Annotated in this window: 15 protein-coding genes and 2 tRNA genes; 3 read left to right on the plus strand and 14 right to left on the minus strand. The window is 56.1% G+C overall.

What is annotated here, in order from left to right:
- Nucleotides 1-39: 39 nt before the first annotated feature.
- Nucleotides 40-1,284 carry a mechanosensitive ion channel family protein gene (locus EQV24_RS10420; protein ID WP_020689363.1) on the plus strand — a complete coding sequence of 415 codons (1,245 nt, stop codon included), beginning with the start codon at nucleotides 40-42 and terminating at the stop codon, nucleotides 1,282-1,284.
- Here the strand turns inward: EQV24_RS10420 and EQV24_RS10425 are convergent, their stop codons facing one another.
- The 14 genes from EQV24_RS10425 to EQV24_RS10490 form a co-directional block, all read right to left on the minus strand.
- The gene (locus EQV24_RS10425; protein ID WP_130626546.1) at nucleotides 1,285-2,256 is read right to left on the minus strand and encodes a LacI family DNA-binding transcriptional regulator; all 972 of its coding nucleotides are present in this window, start codon (nucleotides 2,254-2,256) and stop codon (nucleotides 1,285-1,287) included.
- A gap of 75 nt (nucleotides 2,257-2,331) precedes the next feature.
- Nucleotides 2,332-3,474 carry a Gfo/Idh/MocA family oxidoreductase gene (locus tag EQV24_RS10430; RefSeq protein ID WP_130626547.1) on the minus strand — a complete coding sequence of 381 codons (1,143 nt, stop codon included), beginning with the start codon at nucleotides 3,472-3,474 and terminating at the stop codon, nucleotides 2,332-2,334.
- Nucleotides 3,467-4,492 (minus strand): sugar phosphate isomerase/epimerase, encoded by a 1,026-nt coding sequence (locus EQV24_RS10435; RefSeq protein WP_130626548.1) that lies wholly within the window; start codon nucleotides 4,490-4,492, stop codon nucleotides 3,467-3,469. Before EQV24_RS10435 ends, EQV24_RS10430 begins: the two co-directional genes overlap by 8 nt.
- Nucleotides 4,493-4,507: 15 nt before the next feature.
- The gene (locus tag EQV24_RS10440) at nucleotides 4,508-5,746 is read right to left on the minus strand and encodes an MFS transporter (protein WP_130626549.1); all 1,239 of its coding nucleotides are present in this window, start codon (nucleotides 5,744-5,746) and stop codon (nucleotides 4,508-4,510) included.
- 272 nt (nucleotides 5,747-6,018) lie between these two features.
- Complete coding sequence (pheP, locus tag EQV24_RS10445) at nucleotides 6,019-7,404, minus strand: phenylalanine transporter (protein WP_100168689.1); 1,386 nt, start codon at nucleotides 7,402-7,404, stop codon at nucleotides 6,019-6,021.
- A gap of 102 nt (nucleotides 7,405-7,506) precedes the next feature.
- Nucleotides 7,507-9,480, minus strand: coding sequence for a PhoX family phosphatase (locus tag EQV24_RS10450; protein WP_130626550.1), 1,974 nt, complete (start codon nucleotides 9,478-9,480; stop codon nucleotides 7,507-7,509).
- Between the two features lie 126 nt (nucleotides 9,481-9,606).
- On the minus strand, nucleotides 9,607-11,790 hold the full coding sequence (locus EQV24_RS10455; protein WP_130626551.1) for a TonB-dependent siderophore receptor: 2,184 nt from the start codon (nucleotides 11,788-11,790) through the stop codon (nucleotides 9,607-9,609).
- Nucleotides 11,791-12,013: 223 nt separating this feature from the next.
- The gene (gene yahO / locus EQV24_RS10460) at nucleotides 12,014-12,289 is read right to left on the minus strand and encodes a DUF1471 family periplasmic protein YahO (protein WP_013097697.1); all 276 of its coding nucleotides are present in this window, start codon (nucleotides 12,287-12,289) and stop codon (nucleotides 12,014-12,016) included.
- Between the two features lie 150 nt (nucleotides 12,290-12,439).
- The gene (locus EQV24_RS10465; RefSeq protein WP_038418837.1) at nucleotides 12,440-13,471 is read right to left on the minus strand and encodes an ABC transporter ATP-binding protein; all 1,032 of its coding nucleotides are present in this window, start codon (nucleotides 13,469-13,471) and stop codon (nucleotides 12,440-12,442) included.
- Between the two features lies 1 nt (nucleotide 13,472).
- Complete coding sequence (locus EQV24_RS10470; RefSeq protein WP_062856602.1) at nucleotides 13,473-15,047, minus strand: iron ABC transporter permease; 1,575 nt, start codon at nucleotides 15,045-15,047, stop codon at nucleotides 13,473-13,475.
- Between the two features lie 24 nt (nucleotides 15,048-15,071).
- On the minus strand, nucleotides 15,072-16,088 hold the full coding sequence (locus EQV24_RS10475; RefSeq protein WP_130626552.1) for an iron ABC transporter substrate-binding protein: 1,017 nt from the start codon (nucleotides 16,086-16,088) through the stop codon (nucleotides 15,072-15,074).
- Nucleotides 16,089-16,446: 358 nt separating this feature from the next.
- Entirely contained in the window at nucleotides 16,447-17,277 is an 831-nt protein-coding gene (locus EQV24_RS10480) for a CPBP family intramembrane glutamic endopeptidase (protein WP_038418833.1), read from the minus strand.
- 81 nt (nucleotides 17,278-17,358) lie between these two features.
- A tRNA-Thr gene (locus tag EQV24_RS10485) sits at nucleotides 17,359-17,431 on the minus strand.
- A 283-nt stretch (nucleotides 17,432-17,714) separates the two neighbouring features.
- Nucleotides 17,715-17,791, minus strand: a tRNA-Arg gene (locus EQV24_RS10490).
- Between the two features lie 278 nt (nucleotides 17,792-18,069).
- On the opposite strand from EQV24_RS10490, the gene EQV24_RS10495 reads away from it, so the two are divergent.
- Together EQV24_RS10495 and EQV24_RS10500 are read left to right on the plus strand one after the other, a co-directional pair.
- Nucleotides 18,070-18,768, plus strand: coding sequence for an EAL domain-containing protein (locus EQV24_RS10495; protein ID WP_029882622.1), 699 nt, complete (start codon nucleotides 18,070-18,072; stop codon nucleotides 18,766-18,768).
- A 24-nt stretch (nucleotides 18,769-18,792) separates the two neighbouring features.
- Complete coding sequence (locus EQV24_RS10500) at nucleotides 18,793-19,515, plus strand: response regulator transcription factor (protein ID WP_023622262.1); 723 nt, start codon at nucleotides 18,793-18,795, stop codon at nucleotides 19,513-19,515.
- Nucleotides 19,516-19,901: the final 386 nt, after the last annotated feature.

Here is a 19,901-nt window from a genome sequence, read left to right on the forward strand (position 1 = left end):
CAGCCGCCATTATGGGGCTGCATCAATACAGGAGACGTTATGCAGGAATTAATTGCTCAGGTTGAAGAGTTAGGGATTGAAATTAATCACACCACCTCGTTAGTGATTATCTTTGGTATTATTTTTCTTACCGCCATCATTGTTCATTTTATTCTGCACAAAGTGGTGCTCCGCGCTTTTGAGAAACGTGCGCAGGCCAGCAGCCATTTATGGTTGCAGATCATTACTCAGAACAAGTTATTTCACCGCCTGGCGTTTACCCTTCAGGGGATAATCGTCAACGTTCAGGCGGTACTGTGGCTGCAAAAAGGCAGCGAAGCAGCGGAAATGCTCACCACCTGTGCGAAGCTGTGGGTGATGGTGTATGCCTTGCTCTCATTCTTCTCTCTGCTGGACGTGATTTTTAATCTGTCGCAGAAAATGGCGACCGCCTCACAGCTGCCGCTGAAGGGGATCTTCCAGGGGATCAAGCTGGTGAGCGCCATTCTGGTGGGGATTTTAATCATCTCCCTGCTGATCGGCCAGTCACCCGCCATTCTGATAAGCGGCCTGGGGGCCATGGCGGCGGTGTTAATGTTGGTGTTTAAAGACCCGATTCTGGGGCTGGTCGCCGGTATTCAGCTCTCCGCTAACGATATGCTCAAGCTCGGCGACTGGCTGGAGATGCCGAAATACGGCGCTAACGGCACGGTGACGGACATTGGTCTCACCACGGTTAAAGTCCGCAACTTCGATAACACCATCACCACCATTCCGACGTGGGCGCTGGTCTCCGACGCGTTCATCAACTGGAGCGGCATGTCTGCCTCCGGCGGGCGACGCATTAAGCGCAGCCTGAATATCGACACCACCAGCATTCACTTCCTCGACGAGCAGGAGCAGCAGAAGCTGATTCAGGCGAAACTGCTTAAGCCTTATCTGGCCGCGCGTCATGAGGAAATAAACCTGTGGAATCAGCAAAACGGTGAAGGGGAATCGGTATTAAACCTGCGCAAGATGACCAATATCGGCACCTTCCGCGCCTATCTGAATGAATATCTGCGTAACCACCCGCGTATTCGTAAAGATATGACGCTGATGGTGCGCCAGCTGGCGCCTGACGCAAATGGTCTGCCGATTGAAATATATGCCTTCACCAACACGGTGGTCTGGGCGGAATATGAAGAGATTCAGGCTGACATCTTCGACCATATTTTTGCCGTGGTGGATGAATTTGGTCTGCGTATTCATCAGTCCCCCACCGGGAACGATATTCGCTCCCTGGCGGGCGGCATCGCACAATAATCAGGTACTGGCGCGGGAAATAAAGCGCCAGTCCAGCATCACCCTCTCCGTGGGCGCATCCGGGTTGTCGATTTTATTCAACAGCAGATCGACTGCCTTGCGCCCGATATCCCGCGAAGGCTGTTCAATGGTGGTCAGCGAGATCATCTCCGCCAACTCCGTACCGTCAAACCCTACCACCGCGATATCCTCCGGCACGCGCAGCCCCGCCTGCTGTATGGCCCGCAGCGCCCCTGCCGCAAGGGTATCGGACACGGCAAATACCGCGTCCGGCGGGTTGTCCTTCAGCAGATTTTGCATCGCCGCCATGCCCGCGCTGGAGCTGAGATCGCGGGCATATTCCACCACCTGATAATCCAGATCCCGCAGGTGGAGCACGCTTTTGTAACCGCGTTCGCGCAGGCGGGCATATTTGTAGCTGAGATCGTGATTGATCATCGCGATACGTTTGCGTCCGCCGTCGGCAAGCTGGCTGATGGCATGCTGTGACGCGTCCACATCATTGATGCCCACGCAGGAGACCGTTCCGGCATCGGCGTATTCGGCGCACTGCACCCACGGCGCGGAGCCGATCAGGGCGGCAAGTTCAGGCAATTTTGAGAAGGCATCCATGGTGATAATGCCGTCGACGATTTTGCCCGACAGCAGGCTTAACCCCGAGCGGGAGCGTTCGATATCAGACCCGGAATTGCACAGCAAAATACGGTAGCCGTTCTTCTCGGCTTCCTCTTCAATGCCCTTCACCACTTCGGCACAGAACGGGTTGGCGATATTCGAGACCATCACCAGGATCATATAGCTGCGCGCGGTGCGCAGCTGGCGTGCCAGCAGGTTGGGCTGGTAATTGCTCTCTTTGATGGCCTGCAGGACGCGCTCGCGGTTTTTCGCCTTCACGGTATCGCTGTTGTTAAGCACGCGCGAGACCGTTGCCACGGACACTCCGGCAAGCTGAGCGATTTTCTGAATTGACATAGCGACGGCACTTCCTGCGGTTAACGTTTTATGCAGGCTACCATAAATTCGTTGCCCGGCGAACCGGGCAACGCGTTACGCTTGCACACGAACCCAGCGCTGCTGCTGATGGCTTTTCACAATGGCATCAATGATATACATCACGTTCGCCCCGTCGTGGAACGTCGCAAACGCCGGCCGTTCGGGCATCACGCCGACCTGCACGGCACGGTAAAACTGCGCCATCATGTTTTTAAACGCATCGGGCCAGCCTTCGATGTGTCCGCCGGGGAAGTGAGCGCTGTCGGCCACATCGTGGTTCATCAGACCCGGATCGTCACTGAGCGTCTGATTGGCCTGTGCACGATGGCCAATCCACAGCTGTTGCGGCACCTCCTGATCCCATGCCACCGACCGTTCGCTGCCGTTGATTTCAAACGTCAGACGGTTTTTGCGCCCGGCGCTCACCTGCGAAACGCTAAAGCAGCCTTTGCTGCCGTCGTCAAAGCGGAACAGGACTGAGCCAACGTCTTCGGTGGTGACCCGCTTGTCTTCATACTGCGCGTTTTCGTCATGAGTGAAGGTGTGATTGCCTGCCACGTTTGCCTTGCGCGTCGGCCAGACGATGGATAAATCGGCCATCACCTCGATGATGCGCCGCCCGGTAACAAACTGCACCGTGTCGCACCAGTGCGAGCCGATATCCGCCACCGCGCGCGACGCACCGCCCAGGGCCGCATCCACCCGCCAGTTGTAGTCCGTTTCCAGCAGCATCCAGTCCTGCAAATAGCTGCCGTGCGCGGCGAAGATCCGCCCGATGCTACCCGCCCTCATCATGCTTGCGGCCTGGCGCACCATGGCAAACTGGCGATAGACAAAGCTGACGCCGTGGATCACCCCTGCCTGCTCCGCCAGCGCTACCAGCTCACGCGCTTCGTCCGGGGTCATGCACAGCGGCTTCTCGGAGAATACGTGCTTTCCCGCGCGCAGGATCTGGCGGTTAATCTCCGCGTGCAGATGGTTTGGCGTGCAGTTGTGCACCACGTGTAAATCCGGATGTGCAAGCAACGCCTCCACGCTGTCGAAGGCGTGCGGCACGTTAAGCTGACGCGCTTTTGCCTGCGCCTCGGCAAACGTACCGTCGCAGAGCGCCACCACCTGCACAAACCCGAGACGCCGAAGCGCCTCGATATGCGCCGGGCCGATAAACCCGCTGCCGATAATGCCGACGTTAATCATCGTTACCCCCTGCGGCAAAATCATCAAACGCACGCCCGGAGACCGGAATGATGTGACGGCGGATAAACTCGCTGCCTTCCCTCGCGCCGGTATCACCATCCTTCAGGCAGCACTCCCACTCCAGCACCGCCCAGCCGTCGTAGTCGTACTGGGTCAGCTTGCTGAAGATGCCTTTGAAGTCGATCTGCCCGTCCCCCAGTGAGCGGAACCGCCCGGCCCGATTGAGCCACGGCTGGTAGCCACCGTAGACGCCGCTGCGCCCGTTGGGGCGAAACTCGGCATCCTTCACGTGAAACGCTTTAATACGCGCATGGTAGATGTCGATAAAGGTCAGGTAGTCCATCTGCTGGAGCAGCATATGGCTTGGGTCGTAGAGAATGTTGCAGCGCGGGTGGTTATCAACAAGCGCCAGAAAACGCTCAAAGGTCACTCCATCGTGCAGATCTTCCCCCGGATGCAGCTCAAAGCAGACGTTCACGCCCTGCTCGTCAAAGGCGTCCAGAATCGGGTGCCAGCGGGTTGCCAGTTCCTGGAACGCCGCCTGAAAACGCTGCTCATTGTGCGGCGGCCACGGGTAGAAAAACGGCCATGCCAGCGAGCCGGAGAAGGTGGCGTGCGCCTTCAGGCCTAATCTCGCCGAGGCCACAGCGGCCTGTTTCAGTTTTTCTGTGGCCCATGCCTGCCGGGCGGCGTCATTGCCGCGTACGGCTGCAGGGGCGAAGTGGTCAAACGCGTCACTGTACACCGGGTTTACCGCCACAAGCTGGCCTTCCAGATGGGTCGACAGCTCGCTGATCACCAGCCCGTGCTCCGACAGCGTGCCGGTGATGTCATCACAATAGGTCTGGCTTTCAGCCGCTTTCTGCACATCAAAAATAGCCGGATGGTTACAGGGGATCTGCACCGCCTTATAGCCCATCGCTGCCGCCCAGCCCGCCAGCCCGTCGAGCGTGTTGAACGGTGCATTCACACCAATAAATTGCGACAGAAAAATACCCGGTCCCTTAATCGTTCTCATACCACCTCCAGAACATTACGCCTTGTCATCGTCATACTTAAACGTGAGAAGGAAAATCAGCGCGATCGCCGCGGCAGCCACCGCCGGGATCCACCAGAACGTCACCCACGCCTGCGGAACGGCCTGCCCGGCCACCAGGCGGTTATAGAGCGCGCCGGATATCTGCGAGCCAAGCAGCATGCCGATGCCGTAGGTGAACATCACGATCATGCTCTGCGCCTGACCTTTGACCTTTTCGCCTGCGACCCGGTCGGTATAGATAAAGCCGACGACAAAGAAGAAATCGTAGCAGACGCCGTGCAACAGAATGCCGAGATAGAGCAGGATGCGCCCCTCTTCACTCACGCCCAGCGCAAACATGGCGTAGCGCACAAACCACGCCAGCATGCCGATCAGCAACATGATTTTCACGCCCAGGCGGCGGAACAGCAGCGGAATGACCAGCATGAAGACGATCTCAGACATCTGCCCGAACGACATGGCGGTACTGACATCCGCAATACCCGCATCCGCCAGATACGAAGCGGTGTAGGCGTAGTAGGTCCCCAGCGGGACGGAGATCAGCATCGCGCAGACGGAAAAGACGAAAAAGTGGCGGGTTTTAAGCAGCGCAAAGGCATCCGCGCAGAAGAGATCGCGAACCTGCACCGGCAGCCCTTTCGCGGGAGCAGGCGTGTGCGGTAGCGTCAGGCTGTAGAGAGCCAGCAGCACGGAGCTGATTGCCGCCACCTGGAAGATGGTGACGCTTGCCGCCACGCCGGTGACGCCGATGAAAATGCCCGCCACAATCCAGCCGATAGTGCCAAACACGCGCACCACCGGGAAGGTTTTATCCACGTTCGCCAGGCTGTGAAAGGCGATATTGTTGGTCAGCGCCAGCGTCGGCATATAGCAGAGCGTATAACCAAACAGCAGGCCGATCAGCAGCACACCGTTTTCAGCAATCAGCGCGCCCGGCACAAACCAGAGGATTGCTGCCCCGGCCAGATGCATCACCGCCATCACCTTTTGCGAAGCGAAGAAGCGATCCACCAGCATGCCGAGCACAAACGGCGACAGAATAGAGGCGATAGGCCCGGCGGAGAACGCATCGCCAATCAGCAACGACATGTTGTGCTGGGTCATCACCAGACCCAGCGTGACCGACCAGCTTCCCCAGATAAAAAACTGCAGAAACATCATCAGCGACAGACGCGGCACCAGCAGCCGGTGCGGTGCTATCGCTTTTCCACTACTTTCAGTTGTTGACACCATGATAAGCCTCACCCTCAAAAGTAATCGATTACAAAACAGTTCAAACAAAAAGTAATCGATTACAAAATAAAGATCCTGTGGATCGTAGAAGATTTGGGAGGGGGGTCACGATAAAGATGAAGCAGTGTTTTGTAGGCCCGGTAAGCGCAGCGCCACCGGGCGTGAAGGCAGATGCGGTCGGGTTTGGTGCGGTCTGGTGCCCTCACCCCGGCCCTCTCCCACAGGGAGAGGGGGCAAACATTAAAAACGGCAACCAGGTTGCCGTTTTGCTTTTACCTTCGAGAGAGCTTAAACGCGATAAACAGGAACACCACCCACACCGGCAGCAGCATGGCGGACAGACGCATGTCGTCGATGGTGCACATCAGCACCAGGATCATCGCCAGGAACGCGATACAGATATAGTTCCCCGCCGGATAGAGCAGCGCCTTAAACTGCGTCTCACGCCCCTTGCGGCGCATCGCGGCGCGAAAACGCAGGTGCGCCAGGCAGATCATGATCCAGTTCAGCAGCAGCGTGGCGACAACCAGCGCCATCAACAGACCAAAGGCGGATTTCGGCAGCAGGTAGTTGATCAGCACCACCAGCGACGTAATGGCCCCGGAAAGCAGCAGAGAGTTGACCGGCACGCCGCGGCGGCTGACGCGGGTGAGGAATTTAGGCGCATTCCCCTGCACCGAAAGGCCAAACAGCATGCGGCTGTTGGAGTAAACCCCGCTGTTATAGACCGACAGCGACGCCACAAGAATGACGAAGTTCAGCGCCGACGCCACCACGTTGCTGTTCAGATCGTGGAAAATCATCACAAACGGACTGCTGTCGGACTTCACTTCCACCCACGGGTAGAGCGCCAGCAGTACCACCAGCGAGCCGATGTAGAACAGCAGAATACGGTACACCACCTGGTTAACCGCTTTTGGAATGCTTTTATGCGGATCGCGCGCTTCGGCCGCGGTGATCCCAATCAGCTCCAGCCCGCCGAACGAGAACATAATCACCGCCAGCGACAGGATCAGCCCCTTCCAGCCCGTCGCCAGGAAGCCGCCGTGCTGCCAGAGGTTGTCGATAGTGGCCCGCTCGCCGCCGTGGCCGGAGAACAGCAGCCACAGGCCAAAGCCGATCATGCCGATAATCGCCAGCACCTTGATCAGCGCGAACCAGAACTCGGTTTCACCATACAGGCGCACGTTCACGAGGTTAACGGCGTTGATGATAATAAAGAAGGCCGCAGCCCAGACCCACGTTGGCACCTCGGGCAGCCAGTACTGCATATAGATGCCTGCGGCGGTCAGTTCGGCCATTCCCACTAGCACAAACATCACCCAGTAGTTCCAGCCGGAGAGGAAGCCTGCAAACGGGCCCCAGTATTTATAGGCAAAGTGAGCGAACGAGCCTGACACCGGCTCTTCGACGACCATCTCGCCGAGCTGGCGCATGATCAGGAAGGCGATAACCCCGGCGATACCGTACCCCAGCAGGACCGCCGGGCCAGCCATCTGAATGGCGGGGCCGATACCCAGGAACAGCCCGGTACCGATCGCGCCGCCAAGGGCAATTAACTGAATATGTCGATTTTGCAAACCACGTTGCAGCGTCGGGTTCTGTTCCGACGAAGCTTCAGCGCTACCGTTGCCTGAAGCGGATGACGCGTCTTTCACGTCCTACCCCTGTCTCTTTTTTAGAAGGGGCACGTTTTAACACTTCATGCTGGTGGTAGCAAGTTTAACGCCGGGCCACTGCGTGCACCCGGCGGATAAACGTCACGAACCGATGATCCCACCGTCCGCTTTGGTGATCACCACCGTCGACGAACGCGGACGTCCGTTCGGGTTCGCGTCTGGCCAGTTGGAAACAGCACGCGGATTGGCCGGGTCGGTAATATCATCCCCGCCCTCTCCCGGATGCTGAATGTTAATAAACAGCGTGCGGTTGTCCGGCGTAAACGCAATCCCGGTGATTTCACACCCGCGTGGGCCGGTCAGGAAACGGCGATACTCATTGGTGCCCGGAATGGTAGCCACCATCTGGTTATTGCCCATCCCTTCGTACGCTTTCTTATTAATGGTGCTGGAAGAGACATCGGTCTGGATCCACAGCACGCCCTGGTGATCGAACGACAGGCCATCCGGGCTGCCGAATGCTGCACCCTGCATGGAGCCTTTGGCCTTCGGATCGTCGCTGTCGGTACGCCCGGCCATCACCAGAATATCCCACTTAAAGCGAGCGGCGGCCGGATCGGCTCCCTCTTCGTGCCAGTGCATAATATGACCAAACACGTTGTTGGCACGCGGGTTGGCGGCATCGACCGGCGCCTTGCCCTCCTTCCCGCGATCGCTGTTGTTGGTGAGCGTACAGTAGACGCTGCCGCTGGCGTGCGGATCGACCGCAATCCACTCTGGACGATCCATTTTCGTCGCCCCCACCACGTCGGCCGCCAGACGGGTTTTGATCAGCAGATCGCCCTGGCTTTCGAAACCGTTGCTTTTATCCAGGCCATTCTGCCCGAAGATCAGCGGCAGCCAGTCGCCGCTCCCCTCCTCGTTGAACCGGGCAACGTACAGCGTGCCGGACGTCAGCAGCTGCATATTGGCTTCACGGTTGGCAGGATCGTATTTTTTGTCCGAGACGAATTTATAGATGTACTCAAACTTCTGGTCGTCCCCCATATAGACCACCACGCGGTTATCGGCGGCGAGCGTGACGGCGGCACCTTCATGCTTGAAGCGTCCCAGAGCGGTGTGCTTGCGCGGCGTGGAGGTGGGATCGTAGGGATCAATCTCCACCACCCAGCCGAAACGGTTGGGTTCGTTAGGGGTTTTATCGACGCTGAAGCGCTCATCCACCTCGTTCCAGCGGTAGGATTCATCGCTGTCGCTGATGCCGTAGCGTTTTTCCAGCGGATTAAGATCGGATTTTTTGACAAAAATATCCGACCAGTTCTCCTCGCAGGTGAGATAGGTGCCCCACGGCGTATGGCCGTTGGCGCAGTTTTGCATGGTGCCCAGCACGCGTTCCCCCTGCGGGTCAGCGGCGGTTTTCATTAAGTCCTGATGCCGCGCCGGGCCGGTAAGCTGCATCGGCGTATTGACGGTAATGCGGCGGGCATACGAAGACGGGCGAACCACCTGCCAGTCGCTGCCCGATTTTTTCACTTCCACCACCGACACGCCCATCGCGTTCTGCCCCTTACGGGCCTTGTCGAGATTCCAGTTGGCCGTGCCGTCGGTAAACAGCATCCCGTTATCGATGTACTCATGATTCAGCGCCAGCAGGCCATGTTCCGGGTTTTGTTTCCCTTGCGGCAGGCTAAACCACGCCATCCCGTCGTGGTGCATGCCCGCCTGCACGGCCTGTTCGTCGGTGGTGTTGCTGGCATCCTGTTTAAACGCCGGCATGTTGTTCTTGATCCCCGTCGGGTCACCCCAGCGATAAAACGGACGGGCGATATAGCCTTCCGGCACCCTGACCGTATCTTCCGTGGATACGTCGATGCTGGTAAAGCCCAGGGAAACCGCTTTTGCCAGTGCAGAAGGCTTTGATACTGCGGCAATGGCGCTTTCAGGTTTGATCAGAAAAGGGAATGAAGCGGCAGCACCCGCCACGGCGCCCATCTGTAAAAAACGGCGGCGGGAGAGGAATACCTCCGCAACCTCGGAGAATACCGGGTTAGCGCTGCGGTTAGTGATATCGTCGCGATGTTCTTTTTTAAATACGGATTTGAGGGGTCTGCCCATAGCGGCTTCCTGTCATTGGCCAAGAGGTAAAGGTCTGGAGGCCAGTGTAAGAAGCTTTTATTACAATTTTATAACAAGGTACGGAAGGATGGGGGCATCCTTGCCCCGGATAACGAGGTGGAACACTTAGAACTCGTAGCCAACCGAGACCTTAAAGGTACGCGGTTCGCCCTGCGTGATGTAGGTGCCGGAATCGTCAACGCTGGACCAGTAGTTTTCGTTGGTCACGTTGTCGATGCCCGCGCGCACCGTCATCTGGTTTTCATTGTGGTTCACCGCGAAGCGATAGCGCATGCCCAGATCCAGCGTGGTATAGCTGTCGAGCTTTTTGCTGTTCGCGAGGTCGGCGTACTGCGTGCCGGAGTGGTTGACGCGGGCGGTAGCCGTCAGGCCCTCAATCGGTTTGATGTCGTACTCTGCGCCCAGCACGGCATAGAAGTTCGGGACACCAATGGCATCGTTGCCCTGATTCACGCCGTTTTTGGTTTTGGTCAGCTCGGCCTGCAGCCAGGTGGCGCTGGCGTTCAGACGCATCCCGAGCATTGGCTCGCCAAAGACGTTCAACTCTACGCCACGGTTACGCTGCTCAGCGTCCAGGCCGTAGTGACCGCTGTCGTCGAGGATCGCCGACGGCATTTTGATCTCAAACAGCGCCAGGGAGCCGCCCACACGACCAAAGTCCGCCTTCACGCCCACTTCATTCTGCTTAGAGTGAACGATACCGGTGCTCTGGCCGTAGTTGGTGGCCGTGTTGGGCGCGCTTTTACCCGGTTGCAGCGCTTCGGTGTGGTTAGCGTAGAGCGAAATTTCCTCCCACGGTTTATAAACCACACCGTAGGTTGGCATCCAGCGGCTGCCGTCAAAACCGTCCGCGTCGTTTTCCGCACCGGTAATTTTGTTGTACCCGCGGATGACCACTTTCTGATGACGTGCACCAGCGGTAAACAGCAGCTTGTCATCCAGCACGCCCAGGGTATCGCTCAGCAGCCAGCCCTGAGTGCGGGTGCGCCCGCTGGTCAGCGGATCGCTGTATTTGCCGCCAGAGCCGTTGAAATTGGAGCTGTCCGGCATCGCGACGCCGGTGTTGTGGTAAATGTTGGTGGTTAGGTTATCCGCCGTCGCCGACATTTTCCAGGCGATTTTTTCGTTTTTGGTCATCGCGGAATACCCCACGTTGACCTTGTGCGAGACAAAGCCGGTAGTGAAGTGACCGCGTATCCCCGCCATACCGCTGACGGAATCGCTGATACGGTTGGTATCAAGACGGCTGACCGTGGCCTTACCGCTCTTGTCCACCAGCTTCGGTGCACTGTAGATCCCCTCTTCGTGCGCGTGCTGCGCGCCGAGACCGGTATAGGCCGTCCAGTTGTCAGTGATGTCGTACTCGCTGCGCCACATCCCGAACTCGTTTTCAATGTCGCTGTAGGCCCATTTCTGCGAGAAGTTACGATCGTTTTTCGGCGGCTCAGGCACAAAGTCCACGGCGGAAATGTTGACGCTGGTGGGGCTGCCGTGGAAGGTTTTCTTCTGATAGCCCAGATCCAGCGAGGTGCGGAAATCGTCGCCTTTGTAATCCAGACCGGTGGAGAGCAGCGTGGTGCGGCGACGGTCGTTCGGCACGCCGGTTTCCCCTTCCCGGTGAACCAGGTTCACGCGCGCGCCGAACTGGTCGTTGTCGCCAAAGCGTCGGCCAGCATCGAGCGTGGTGCCAATCTGTGAGTCGGAGGTGTAGTCCACGCCCACTTTCGCCTGCGGGACGTCGCCCGCATGTTTTGGCTCAAGGTTAATCATCCCGCCCACGCCGGAGCTTGCCGCGCCGTTCATCAGCGAGTTTGCCCCTTTGAAAATTTCAATGCGATCGACCATCTGGGCATCCACAACCTGACGCGGCAGCACGCCGGACAGGCCGCCAAAGGTCATGTCATCGCCGTCAAACTTCAGGCCACGAATACGGAAGGTTTCGGCGCTGTTACCGTAACCCTGCACGAACTGCACGCCTGCATCGTTGGCAACCACATCAGCAATGGTTTTCGCCTGCTGATCTTCCACCAGCTTCGAGGTGTAGCTGATGATATTAAACGGCACGTCCATGGCATTCTGCTGGCCGAGCATCCCCAGACGGCCGCCGTTTGCCACCTGTCCATCCAGGAAGGCGGGCACCAGCTGGTCACCGCCGGGAGTGAAATCAGGCCCGGTGGCAGACTGGACGACCATGGTGTCTTCTGGCTTTGCCTCTGCCGCCAGGGCAGCGTGGGTCACTGCGCCAACGGCGAGCGCCAGCAGTGTTTTATGCATTCTGGTGTTATTCATAATGGACTCATTAAATGTGCGCGCAAAAATAGCCCGTTGTCGGGCCTTAGAAAAGTTTATGTGTAATGCAAATGAGAACTATACGCATTATATCTGCGTTAGCAAGTGTAACCGCGCGTTTCGGCCTGAGGACAGGGGGTTAAATGAAGCCGGGGAAGAGAGAGGTGTTACAGAGGAAAAGCGTGACGCACAGCCACCCCGGATCCGGGATGGCTGCAGGACATTATTTTTTCTTGTAAATATCGGCCGTGCCGTGAATTTTGTTGTTGGTATTACCTGACGTGAGCACCAGTACGTCGGCACCTTCTTTATCTGCTTTTTCAATCAATTCTTTCTTTGCATCATCAATAGAGACTTCATTTGAAGTGCTTACCGTACCGATTTTTTCATACTGCGATTCGACTTTCTCGAATTCATTTTTCGTCAGCAGTTCAGCCGCAAAGGTATTGGTGGTAAACAGAAACGCCGTTCCCAGCAAAATAGCAGTCGTCTTTTTCATAACCTTTTTTCCTTGAGATTAATCAGCAACTACGAAAAACCTCACACATGATGGTGAGGTTTTATGAGCATGGTAGAGAATCTCAGGAAATGCCACACGTTAAGGAAAATTCTTTTATAACAACCCGTTGGATTAAATTACTAACGAACATTAAGAATATTCAAAAACGCGCGCCGTACCAGCAATATCAATACGCACCGCCGCCCCCGGGTGCCATCCAGGCTGACTGACGGTTTTCAGGGTAATCGGCTCCGTTTGTCCGGCTAACGCCAGCGTCAGCATGGAGAGCTGGCCGGTGAAATCCACATCAACAATCGACACCGGGCTTTCGTGCGCCGCGCATGCCGTCACGTGCAGTTGCTCAGGGCGCAACATCACTCTGCCCTGCCCCGTCGCCTGGGCATTATCCGTGGGCACCTCGCCCAGCGCGCAGAGCGCATAGCCGCTGGCGAGCTGAGCAGGCAGGATCACCGCATCCCCCAGGAAAAGCGCCGTCTCTTCATCCACGGGCTGGCTATAGACCTGATAAGGTGTGCCGACCTGAGTGAAACGTCCGGATCGCATGACCGCCACCTGCGTGGCAAAGGACAACGCTTCGTTTTGATCGTGAGTCACCAGGATCGAGGCCACGCCCGCTTCCGCCAGCAGGTCAGCCGTGGCCTTACGCGTCATGGCGCGCAGGCCGGTATCCAGCGCCGAGAAGGGTTCATCCAGCAGCATCAGGGAAGGACGCTGCGCCAGCGCGCGGGCAAGCGCCACGCGCTGCTGCTGGCCGCCGGAAATCTCATGCGGCCAGTGCGTGGCGAGTTGTCTGTCAAGCGAGACCATCTCCATCAGTGCTTCCACGCGCTGGCGCTTCTCGTGGCGGGTACCGTCTAATCCCCAGGCAATGTTGTCTGCCACATTAAGATGCGGGAAGAGCGCCCCCTCCTGAGGAACAAAGCCAATTTTACGCAGATGCGCGGGAATAAAGTTGTTCTGGTCGAACAGGGTTCGGCCCTGCATCACGATACGTCCGCTATCCGGCGTTTCGAACCCGGCAAGGATACGCAGCAGCGTGGTTTTACCCGACCCTGACGGCCCGACAATCGCCGTCCGGCTTCCCGGCGCGACGCTCAGGTTTAAGCTGTCGAGCACCTGCGCATCGGAAAACGATTTAGAAATGGACGTTAATTCAAGCATCTCATAGCCCTGCAATTTTTTTGGACTGCATATAAAGAATGGCGGTCAGCGGAAGTGAAATCAAAATCATCAGCATGGCGTAAGGCGCAGCGGCAACATAATCGATCTCGCTGGTCAGCGCCCAGAAACCGGTGGACAGCGTGCGCGTTCCCAGCGGGGAGAGCAGCAGCGTCGCGGTCAATTCGTTACTGACACCAAGGAAGACCAGCGCCGCCCCTGCCGCCGCACCGGGCGCGGCCAATCGCATGGTGACGCTCCACAATGCCTTCGCGGGCGTGCTGCCCAGACTGCGCGCCACGTTTTCGAGCTCCACCGGCGCCTGGGCAATCCCGGCCCGCAGGTTAATGAGCGCACGGGGCATAAACATCAGCAGATAAGCCAGGAACAGCGTAATTTCGGTCTGATAAATCGGACGTGCATAGTGAATGGTGACCGTGACCAGCGCGAGGGCGGTGACGATCCCCGGCAGAGAGCTGGTGATGTAAATGCACCCTTCCAGCATCCGGAAGATGCGGTGCGGATAACGGATACCGAGCCAGGCGATGGGAATGACACAGGCGGTGGTCAGCAGCGCGCCGCCCACACCGAGCATCAGCGTCTGGCGCAGCGAGTGCCAGAGATCGGCGCTCATCCAGTTCTGTACGCCGCCAAGCCATATCCAGCGACACAGCACAATGAGCGGTACGCCCAGCGCCAGCACAATCAGCACGAGGAAAAACAGCTGGCCCAACACCGCTGCAACAGGCTTTAGCGGCCAGCGCGTCTGTTCACGTGCCGCCCCTGCGCCGATGCGCGCATAACGGGCTTTCCCGCGGGTGACCCCTTCCAGCAGCAAGATGGCCAGACAGCATAGCGCCAGCACCCCCGCCAGCATGTTTGCCGCCGGGCCACTGAATGTCGACTGGAACTGGTCGTAAATGGCGGTGGTGAAGGTATCAAAGCGGATCATCACGTACAGGCCATATTCCGCCAGCAGATGCAGGGCCACCAGCAGCGCGCCGCCGCAAATCGCGAGCTTAAGCTGCGGTAACACCACGCGAAAAAAGACCCGCCACGGCGGCGTGCCGAGCGAAGCGGCAACATCTTCAAGCGTTGGATCCAGACGACGCAGCACCGCCGCCACGGGCATATAGATAAACGGGTAGTAGGCTAACACGGAGAGAAACACGCCCGCAGAAAGCCCGTGCATGGAAGGCACCACGCTCACCCAGGCGTAGCTTTGCACGAACGCGGGGATGGCCAACGGGGCCACCGCCAGCGCAGACCAGATCCCCCGCCCGGCCAGCTGAGTACGTTCCGTCAGCCAGGCTATCGCCACGCCGGTGACGATACAGAGTGGCACCGCTAAGGCCGTCAGCCACAGCGTGTTGCTGAGCAGCTCAGCAACACGCGGGCGAAACACCAACGCCTTAATGGTTTCCCAGCCCGTCTCAATGCCAATGGCAATGATAAAGCCCAAAGGCAGAAGCGCCATTAATGAAAACAGGACAGCTAACGCAACCATCGGCAGCGCAGGACGCCTGCGGGCAGGCTCCCGCACTCTGTTTTTGCCGATGTCGAGACTCAGACCAGACATAGGACGTTTACTTTACTCTCAGGATCACAGCAGGCCAGCTTGCGTCATCAGCTCGATGACTTTTTTACTGTTAAGCGTGGAAGGTTCCACTTTCGGTGCATCCAGCTCGTTCAGCGGCACCAGTTTCGGGTTAGAGGCCGCGTTCACGCCCACCGCATATTCAAAGGCGTTATTGGTGCGCAGGCTCTCCTGCCCTTCTTTGCCGGTGATGTATTTAATGAAGGCCTGTGCCTGCGCTTTGTGTTTGCTGGACGCCAGCACGCCGCCGCCGGAGAGGCTAACAAAGGCGCCCGGATCCTGGTGTTTGAAGTAGTAGAGCTTAGTGTTTTTGCTGTTTTCACCCGTTTTGGACTGATCGACAAAACGGTAGTAGTGATAAATCACCCCGCCATCAATCTGACCGGCGTTAACGGCTTTCATAACGGTGCTGTTGCCTTTATAGGCAACGAAATTGGCTTTCATCGCTTTGAGCCACTCAAGGGTGGCCTGCTCGCCTTTCAGGGCCAGCATTGCGCTGACGATCGCCTGGAAATCGGCTCCTGACGGAGAGGCAGCCCAGCGGCCTTTCCACTCGGGTTTAGCCAGATCCATCAGCGATTTTGGCAGCTGCTGCTCGCTCAGTTTTTCCGGGTTATAGACAAACACCGTGCTGCGAGCGGCAATCCCGATCCAGCGACCGTGTGCCGGACGATACTCCACCGGTACCTGCTTTAATGTCTCTGCATCTAATGGCGCAAACAGTTTGGCGTTATCAACCAGCACCATTGACGGCGAGTTTTCAGTTAAAAATACATCCGCAGGCGATGCGCTGCCTTCCTGCACCAGCTGGTTGCCCAGCTCGCTGTCATCACCATTACGCAGCGTGACCTTAATACCCGTTTCTTTGGTAAAACCGTCTACCCACGACTTCACCAGATTTTCATGCTGCGCATTATAAACAACGATACCTTCGTTGTTATCAGCGGCAACCGATTGAGTTGAAAGGAAAAGTGATGAAGACAACAGGGCAAGCGAGAAGCATGACAGCAGGCGAGAATTCATGAACATATCCTTAATAGACCAACGTGATAAACAACAAAGGGCTGTGTGGGACAGGATTAAAGCATACAACAACGCTAATGATAATTACTATCAATCGAGTTTAGACGTAAAAGTGTAAAATTCGTTTTTAGCAGATTTTAGAATGATAAAAACCCAAATTTTAATGCGAGATAATTTTTAGATTAAGAAAACCTTAAGCCTGCCAACAATGAAATTCATTAGCCTTCTATTTATTCTGACGCGAAGGTAAATGTGTTATTCATGCCCGCGGCATATATAAAAAAAGCCCCGATGCTTCGGGGCTTTTTATGCTTATCCGGAGGCAGCCAAATATATAAGGCCACTATTTTAAAAAGCATCACACCGACGCGTGAGGGGCGTACATCGGATAGGTGAAGAACAATAAATGCACGCAGTTCAGCCCAAAATGGAAGAACGTTGCAACCCAGAGCCTGCCGCTCCACATCCACGCCAGGCCGTAAATAATACCGGAGAGGCTGGCAAAAATAATCAGCAGTAAACCGCCGCTATAATGCATTAGCCCAAAAATGAGTGAGGCAATCAACAGTGCTACAACAGGATGCACAACCCGGGACAAGCGCTGCTGCAGATAGCCTCTGAACAAGGCTTCCTCGGCCAAAGAGACGAAGAAAATATTCGCAAGGGCAAATTGAGCAAACCATTCTGGCGCATGCGGCTCAATTCTCAGCCCGCCCAACGCAACAGCCAGAAGTAACAGCGCGGGTATCGCCAATACCAATATTCCCCAGCCTACCTTGCCAGCTTTATAAAGGGGTTTTGCTACGAATAACGTTGGCATGCACGTAATTAAAAAGAACGGCACCACTGCCTTGTCCATATTAAAGTACATACTGAACGGCATGCTTTGCGGACCAACAACGACAGCGTCCAGCACTTTGGGATTATGGAAGCCAGGGATCGCATGCAAAACCAGGGCAACGGCGATGACCACGCACAGGCCCTCGACCAGATAAGTATATTTATTATTTTTATTACGTAGCCATTCAACAACAGACCAGCCAATAACGATTAATGCAATCACCAGCAGCGCCGGGGCGTCAAGAATGCTCTGTTTCCAGCCGAGAAATGCCGTTAACCCCAGCATCAGGTAAGCCAGGCTTTTATTCAGGGAAAGTGCGGCAAGCGAAGTTGCGAGTAGATACCACATAAATGTCCTTCATGATTGGCATGTACAACAGTGAAACGAATGTCGTGCCGGAGGCATCCCACGGGGAAGCCATAAATAGGGTGCCGACTACCGGAATCGAACGGGTGACCTACGGATTACACGTCAGTTGCTCTACCTATTGAGCTAAGTCGGCGTTGGTCCGCCACCGGAGCCTCGAACCCCGTACTACAACATCCTGGTTGTCGCTCTTCCCGATGAGCTAGTGGCGGTATGGTGGCCCTGACTGGAACTACGCCAATGACCGGTCGATGGCGGAACAAACGTTCTGACCGACAGGCTACAGAGCCGGGTTCAGAATGATACACATCTGAAATTAACCACGCAAATCAGACGGTTAAAAGCAGGCACAGAGTGAAGGTTCGGTAGCGGTTGGTCGGTCTGGGGAAGAGTGGGCTGGATTAAGCGCTGAGACTAAATGGCACGCCCTGTAGGATTCGAACCTACGACCTACGGCTTAGAAGGCCGTTGCTCTATCCAACTGAGCTAAGGGCGCACTGAGAAGAGTGAACTTCGCGGTGGTGAAACGCGAAGAATTATACGGTCAATGGCAGGTGAGTCAATGCCTTTTCCGTTTTCACCTCCGATTAGGGCTAGCTGATTGTAAATATGGCTGTTTTTTCAACATTCCCGGCCTTTCTTTCGTAGAATTTAGCGCTGCGAAAAGGCTTAGCTGCATTTAAGTAACGCCTGCTGTTTTCCTGAGCGTCAGCTCGTCACACTAGTGTGAGGTATCCCGGCCGCCTGGAGGCTGACAGACAACAGGACAATGGAGTGACAGCGCAAAACCTGATCGATACGTCCCCCAGCTTACAGCACCTCTCTCACGATATCGCGGGCATCAAACTTGAGCCTATCATCGCCCTCTCCTCGCAGCGCCAGGTTGGGGTGGAAGTGCTGAGCGTTCTGTCAGCAAGAGAGCAAAGCGAAGCATTTTTCAACGATCGGTCTGCGGAGTGGTCACTTACGCTGCTTGAAGCGCAACTTGTCGCGCTAAAAAATACCCCGCACTGTCATAATCTTTACGTCAATCTGCCGATAACCGTATTAACGCAGCCGGACGCCTTTCAGCGGCTTCTCCGGCTGCCTGCCGCACCGCTGAATATAGAAATTGTCGACCCGGCACGCTTTCTGGCGCTGTCTGACACAAAACGGCAGGACGTTCACCAGCGCCTGCTGCAGCTCAGAAGACAAGGCCACGGTATCTGGCTGGATGATATTGATGAAGCGATCGTCCAACCGTTTTTGTCCTGCCGGCTGCCGTTAACCGGCATAAAAATCGACAAGGAAGCATTCTGGCGTTTACGCGCCACCCCTGCGCTCGGGCAACTGGTGACACGTTGCTTTCAGCTTGCCGACAACGTGCTTATTGAAGGTATTGAGACTGAAAAGGATCATAGCCGGGCACGACAGGCAGGAGCAGGACTCGGCCAGGGGTACTACTGGCCGTCCTGGACATGGCCGGAGGAATAAAAAGCCATTTCCAGGAGGGAAGCCATGCGAATGACAGTGCGCCGTTACCGGCGGCGGCGTACAGGAAGTGATGCACTGGGATTTACGCACTCGCCTTTTGCTCCCCCCTTTTTCGACCGGCTCGAATTTTTGAGCCAGTCCATCCACCAACATCGCAAAACAGACGCGCCCTTTATTATTCTGGTCACGGAAGATCATTTCCTGCGCACCGGTTTTCTGAACGGCCAGTTTCCCCTGAGCAGCTGTAGCGACTACCCGACGCTGGACGAAGCCTTTCAGGCGCTCAACCAGTGGCCTGCAGCCCGTCTGGTGGTAGATATTGAAAGCCGCACCACGGCGCTTATGGAAAAGCTGGATCAGCTGAGAAGACACAGCCTGTATCCGCCCTTTCTCACGCCGTATCTGTTGGTCAGGGCGGATAATTACGACACCCGTCTGTTCTGTAAAGCGGCGGGGCCGTTTCATGTCCTTGAACGCCAGTCAACGGCGGCGGCACTCCAGCACAGCCTGATGGACATTAGCCCTCCACAGGGCTCCAGTAAAGAGTGGTTCTCTCGCGGCGAGTGGCCCATTTTACAGGAGCTGTCGCGGGGGAAGTCACTACGTCAGATCGCCCTGCTGCAGAATCGCCCCTACAGCCGCATTATCTATCGCCTGAGCTGCATTCTGGTGAAGCTCGGGCTTAGCCATCGCCAGGAACTGCTGCATCTTCTCAATAATCTCTCCGACTGCCCGTTTTACTCTTAACCTAACCCCTTATTTCCTAAAGATCTTTAGGAAGTTACTTACTGAAAATGTTAATTTTATGTTAACCGTTAACATAAATCTCGAAATTACAACTATTCCTAATTTCTGACTCTGAACCACGTGAAATATTAAAGAATAAGTAAAGTGCAGCACTTTCATCCATGCGTTAAGGGATTGATGGTTCCGTTAACAGGATGATAATGATGTAAAAACAAGCAATTTGGTTGCACGCCCCTGGCGCTTAAAGCGAAGGCCGCAGAAGATTTTGCTCTTCCGGCATAGTATTTTTCTGATATCGGGGAGAGCTATCAGGATGAGGATGAGACGCGCTATCTGTGCAAATTCACGCCACTTCAGCAGCAGGTGAGACGTTTTACTGCCCCGTC

The sequence above is a fragment of the Enterobacter sp. A8 genome, from assembly GCF_004296595.1.
Lineage (GTDB): Bacteria > Pseudomonadota > Gammaproteobacteria > Enterobacterales > Enterobacteriaceae > Enterobacter > Enterobacter cloacae.

Bases quoted from the DNA above. Each gene is read 5' to 3' on its own strand.
- EQV24_RS10420 (WP_020689363.1), top strand. From the start codon at position 40: ATGCAGGAATTAATTGCTCAGGTTGAAGAGTTAGGGATTGAAATTAAT.
- EQV24_RS10425 (WP_130626546.1), bottom strand. From the start codon at position 2,256: ATGTCAATTCAGAAAATCGCTCAGCTTGCCGGAGTGTCCGTGGCAACG.
- EQV24_RS10430 (WP_130626547.1), bottom strand. From the start codon at position 3,474: ATGATTAACGTCGGCATTATCGGCAGCGGGTTTATCGGCCCGGCGCAT.
- EQV24_RS10435 (WP_130626548.1), bottom strand. From the start codon at position 4,492: ATGAGAACGATTAAGGGACCGGGTATTTTTCTGTCGCAATTTATTGGT.
- EQV24_RS10440 (WP_130626549.1), bottom strand. From the start codon at position 5,746: ATGGTGTCAACAACTGAAAGTAGTGGAAAAGCGATAGCACCGCACCGG.
- EQV24_RS10450 (WP_130626550.1), bottom strand. From the start codon at position 9,480: ATGGGCAGACCCCTCAAATCCGTATTTAAAAAAGAACATCGCGACGAT.
- EQV24_RS10455 (WP_130626551.1), bottom strand. From the start codon at position 11,790: ATGAATAACACCAGAATGCATAAAACACTGCTGGCGCTCGCCGTTGGC.
- yahO (WP_013097697.1), bottom strand. From the start codon at position 12,289: ATGAAAAAGACGACTGCTATTTTGCTGGGAACGGCGTTTCTGTTTACC.
- EQV24_RS10465 (WP_038418837.1), bottom strand. From the start codon at position 13,471: ATGCTTGAATTAACGTCCATTTCTAAATCGTTTTCCGATGCGCAGGTG.
- EQV24_RS10470 (WP_062856602.1), bottom strand. From the start codon at position 15,047: ATGTCTGGTCTGAGTCTCGACATCGGCAAAAACAGAGTGCGGGAGCCT.
- EQV24_RS10475 (WP_130626552.1), bottom strand. From the start codon at position 16,088: ATGAATTCTCGCCTGCTGTCATGCTTCTCGCTTGCCCTGTTGTCTTCA.
- EQV24_RS10480 (WP_038418833.1), bottom strand. From the start codon at position 17,277: ATGTGGTATCTACTCGCAACTTCGCTTGCCGCACTTTCCCTGAATAAA.
- EQV24_RS10500 (WP_023622262.1), top strand. From the start codon at position 18,793: ATGCGAATGACAGTGCGCCGTTACCGGCGGCGGCGTACAGGAAGTGAT.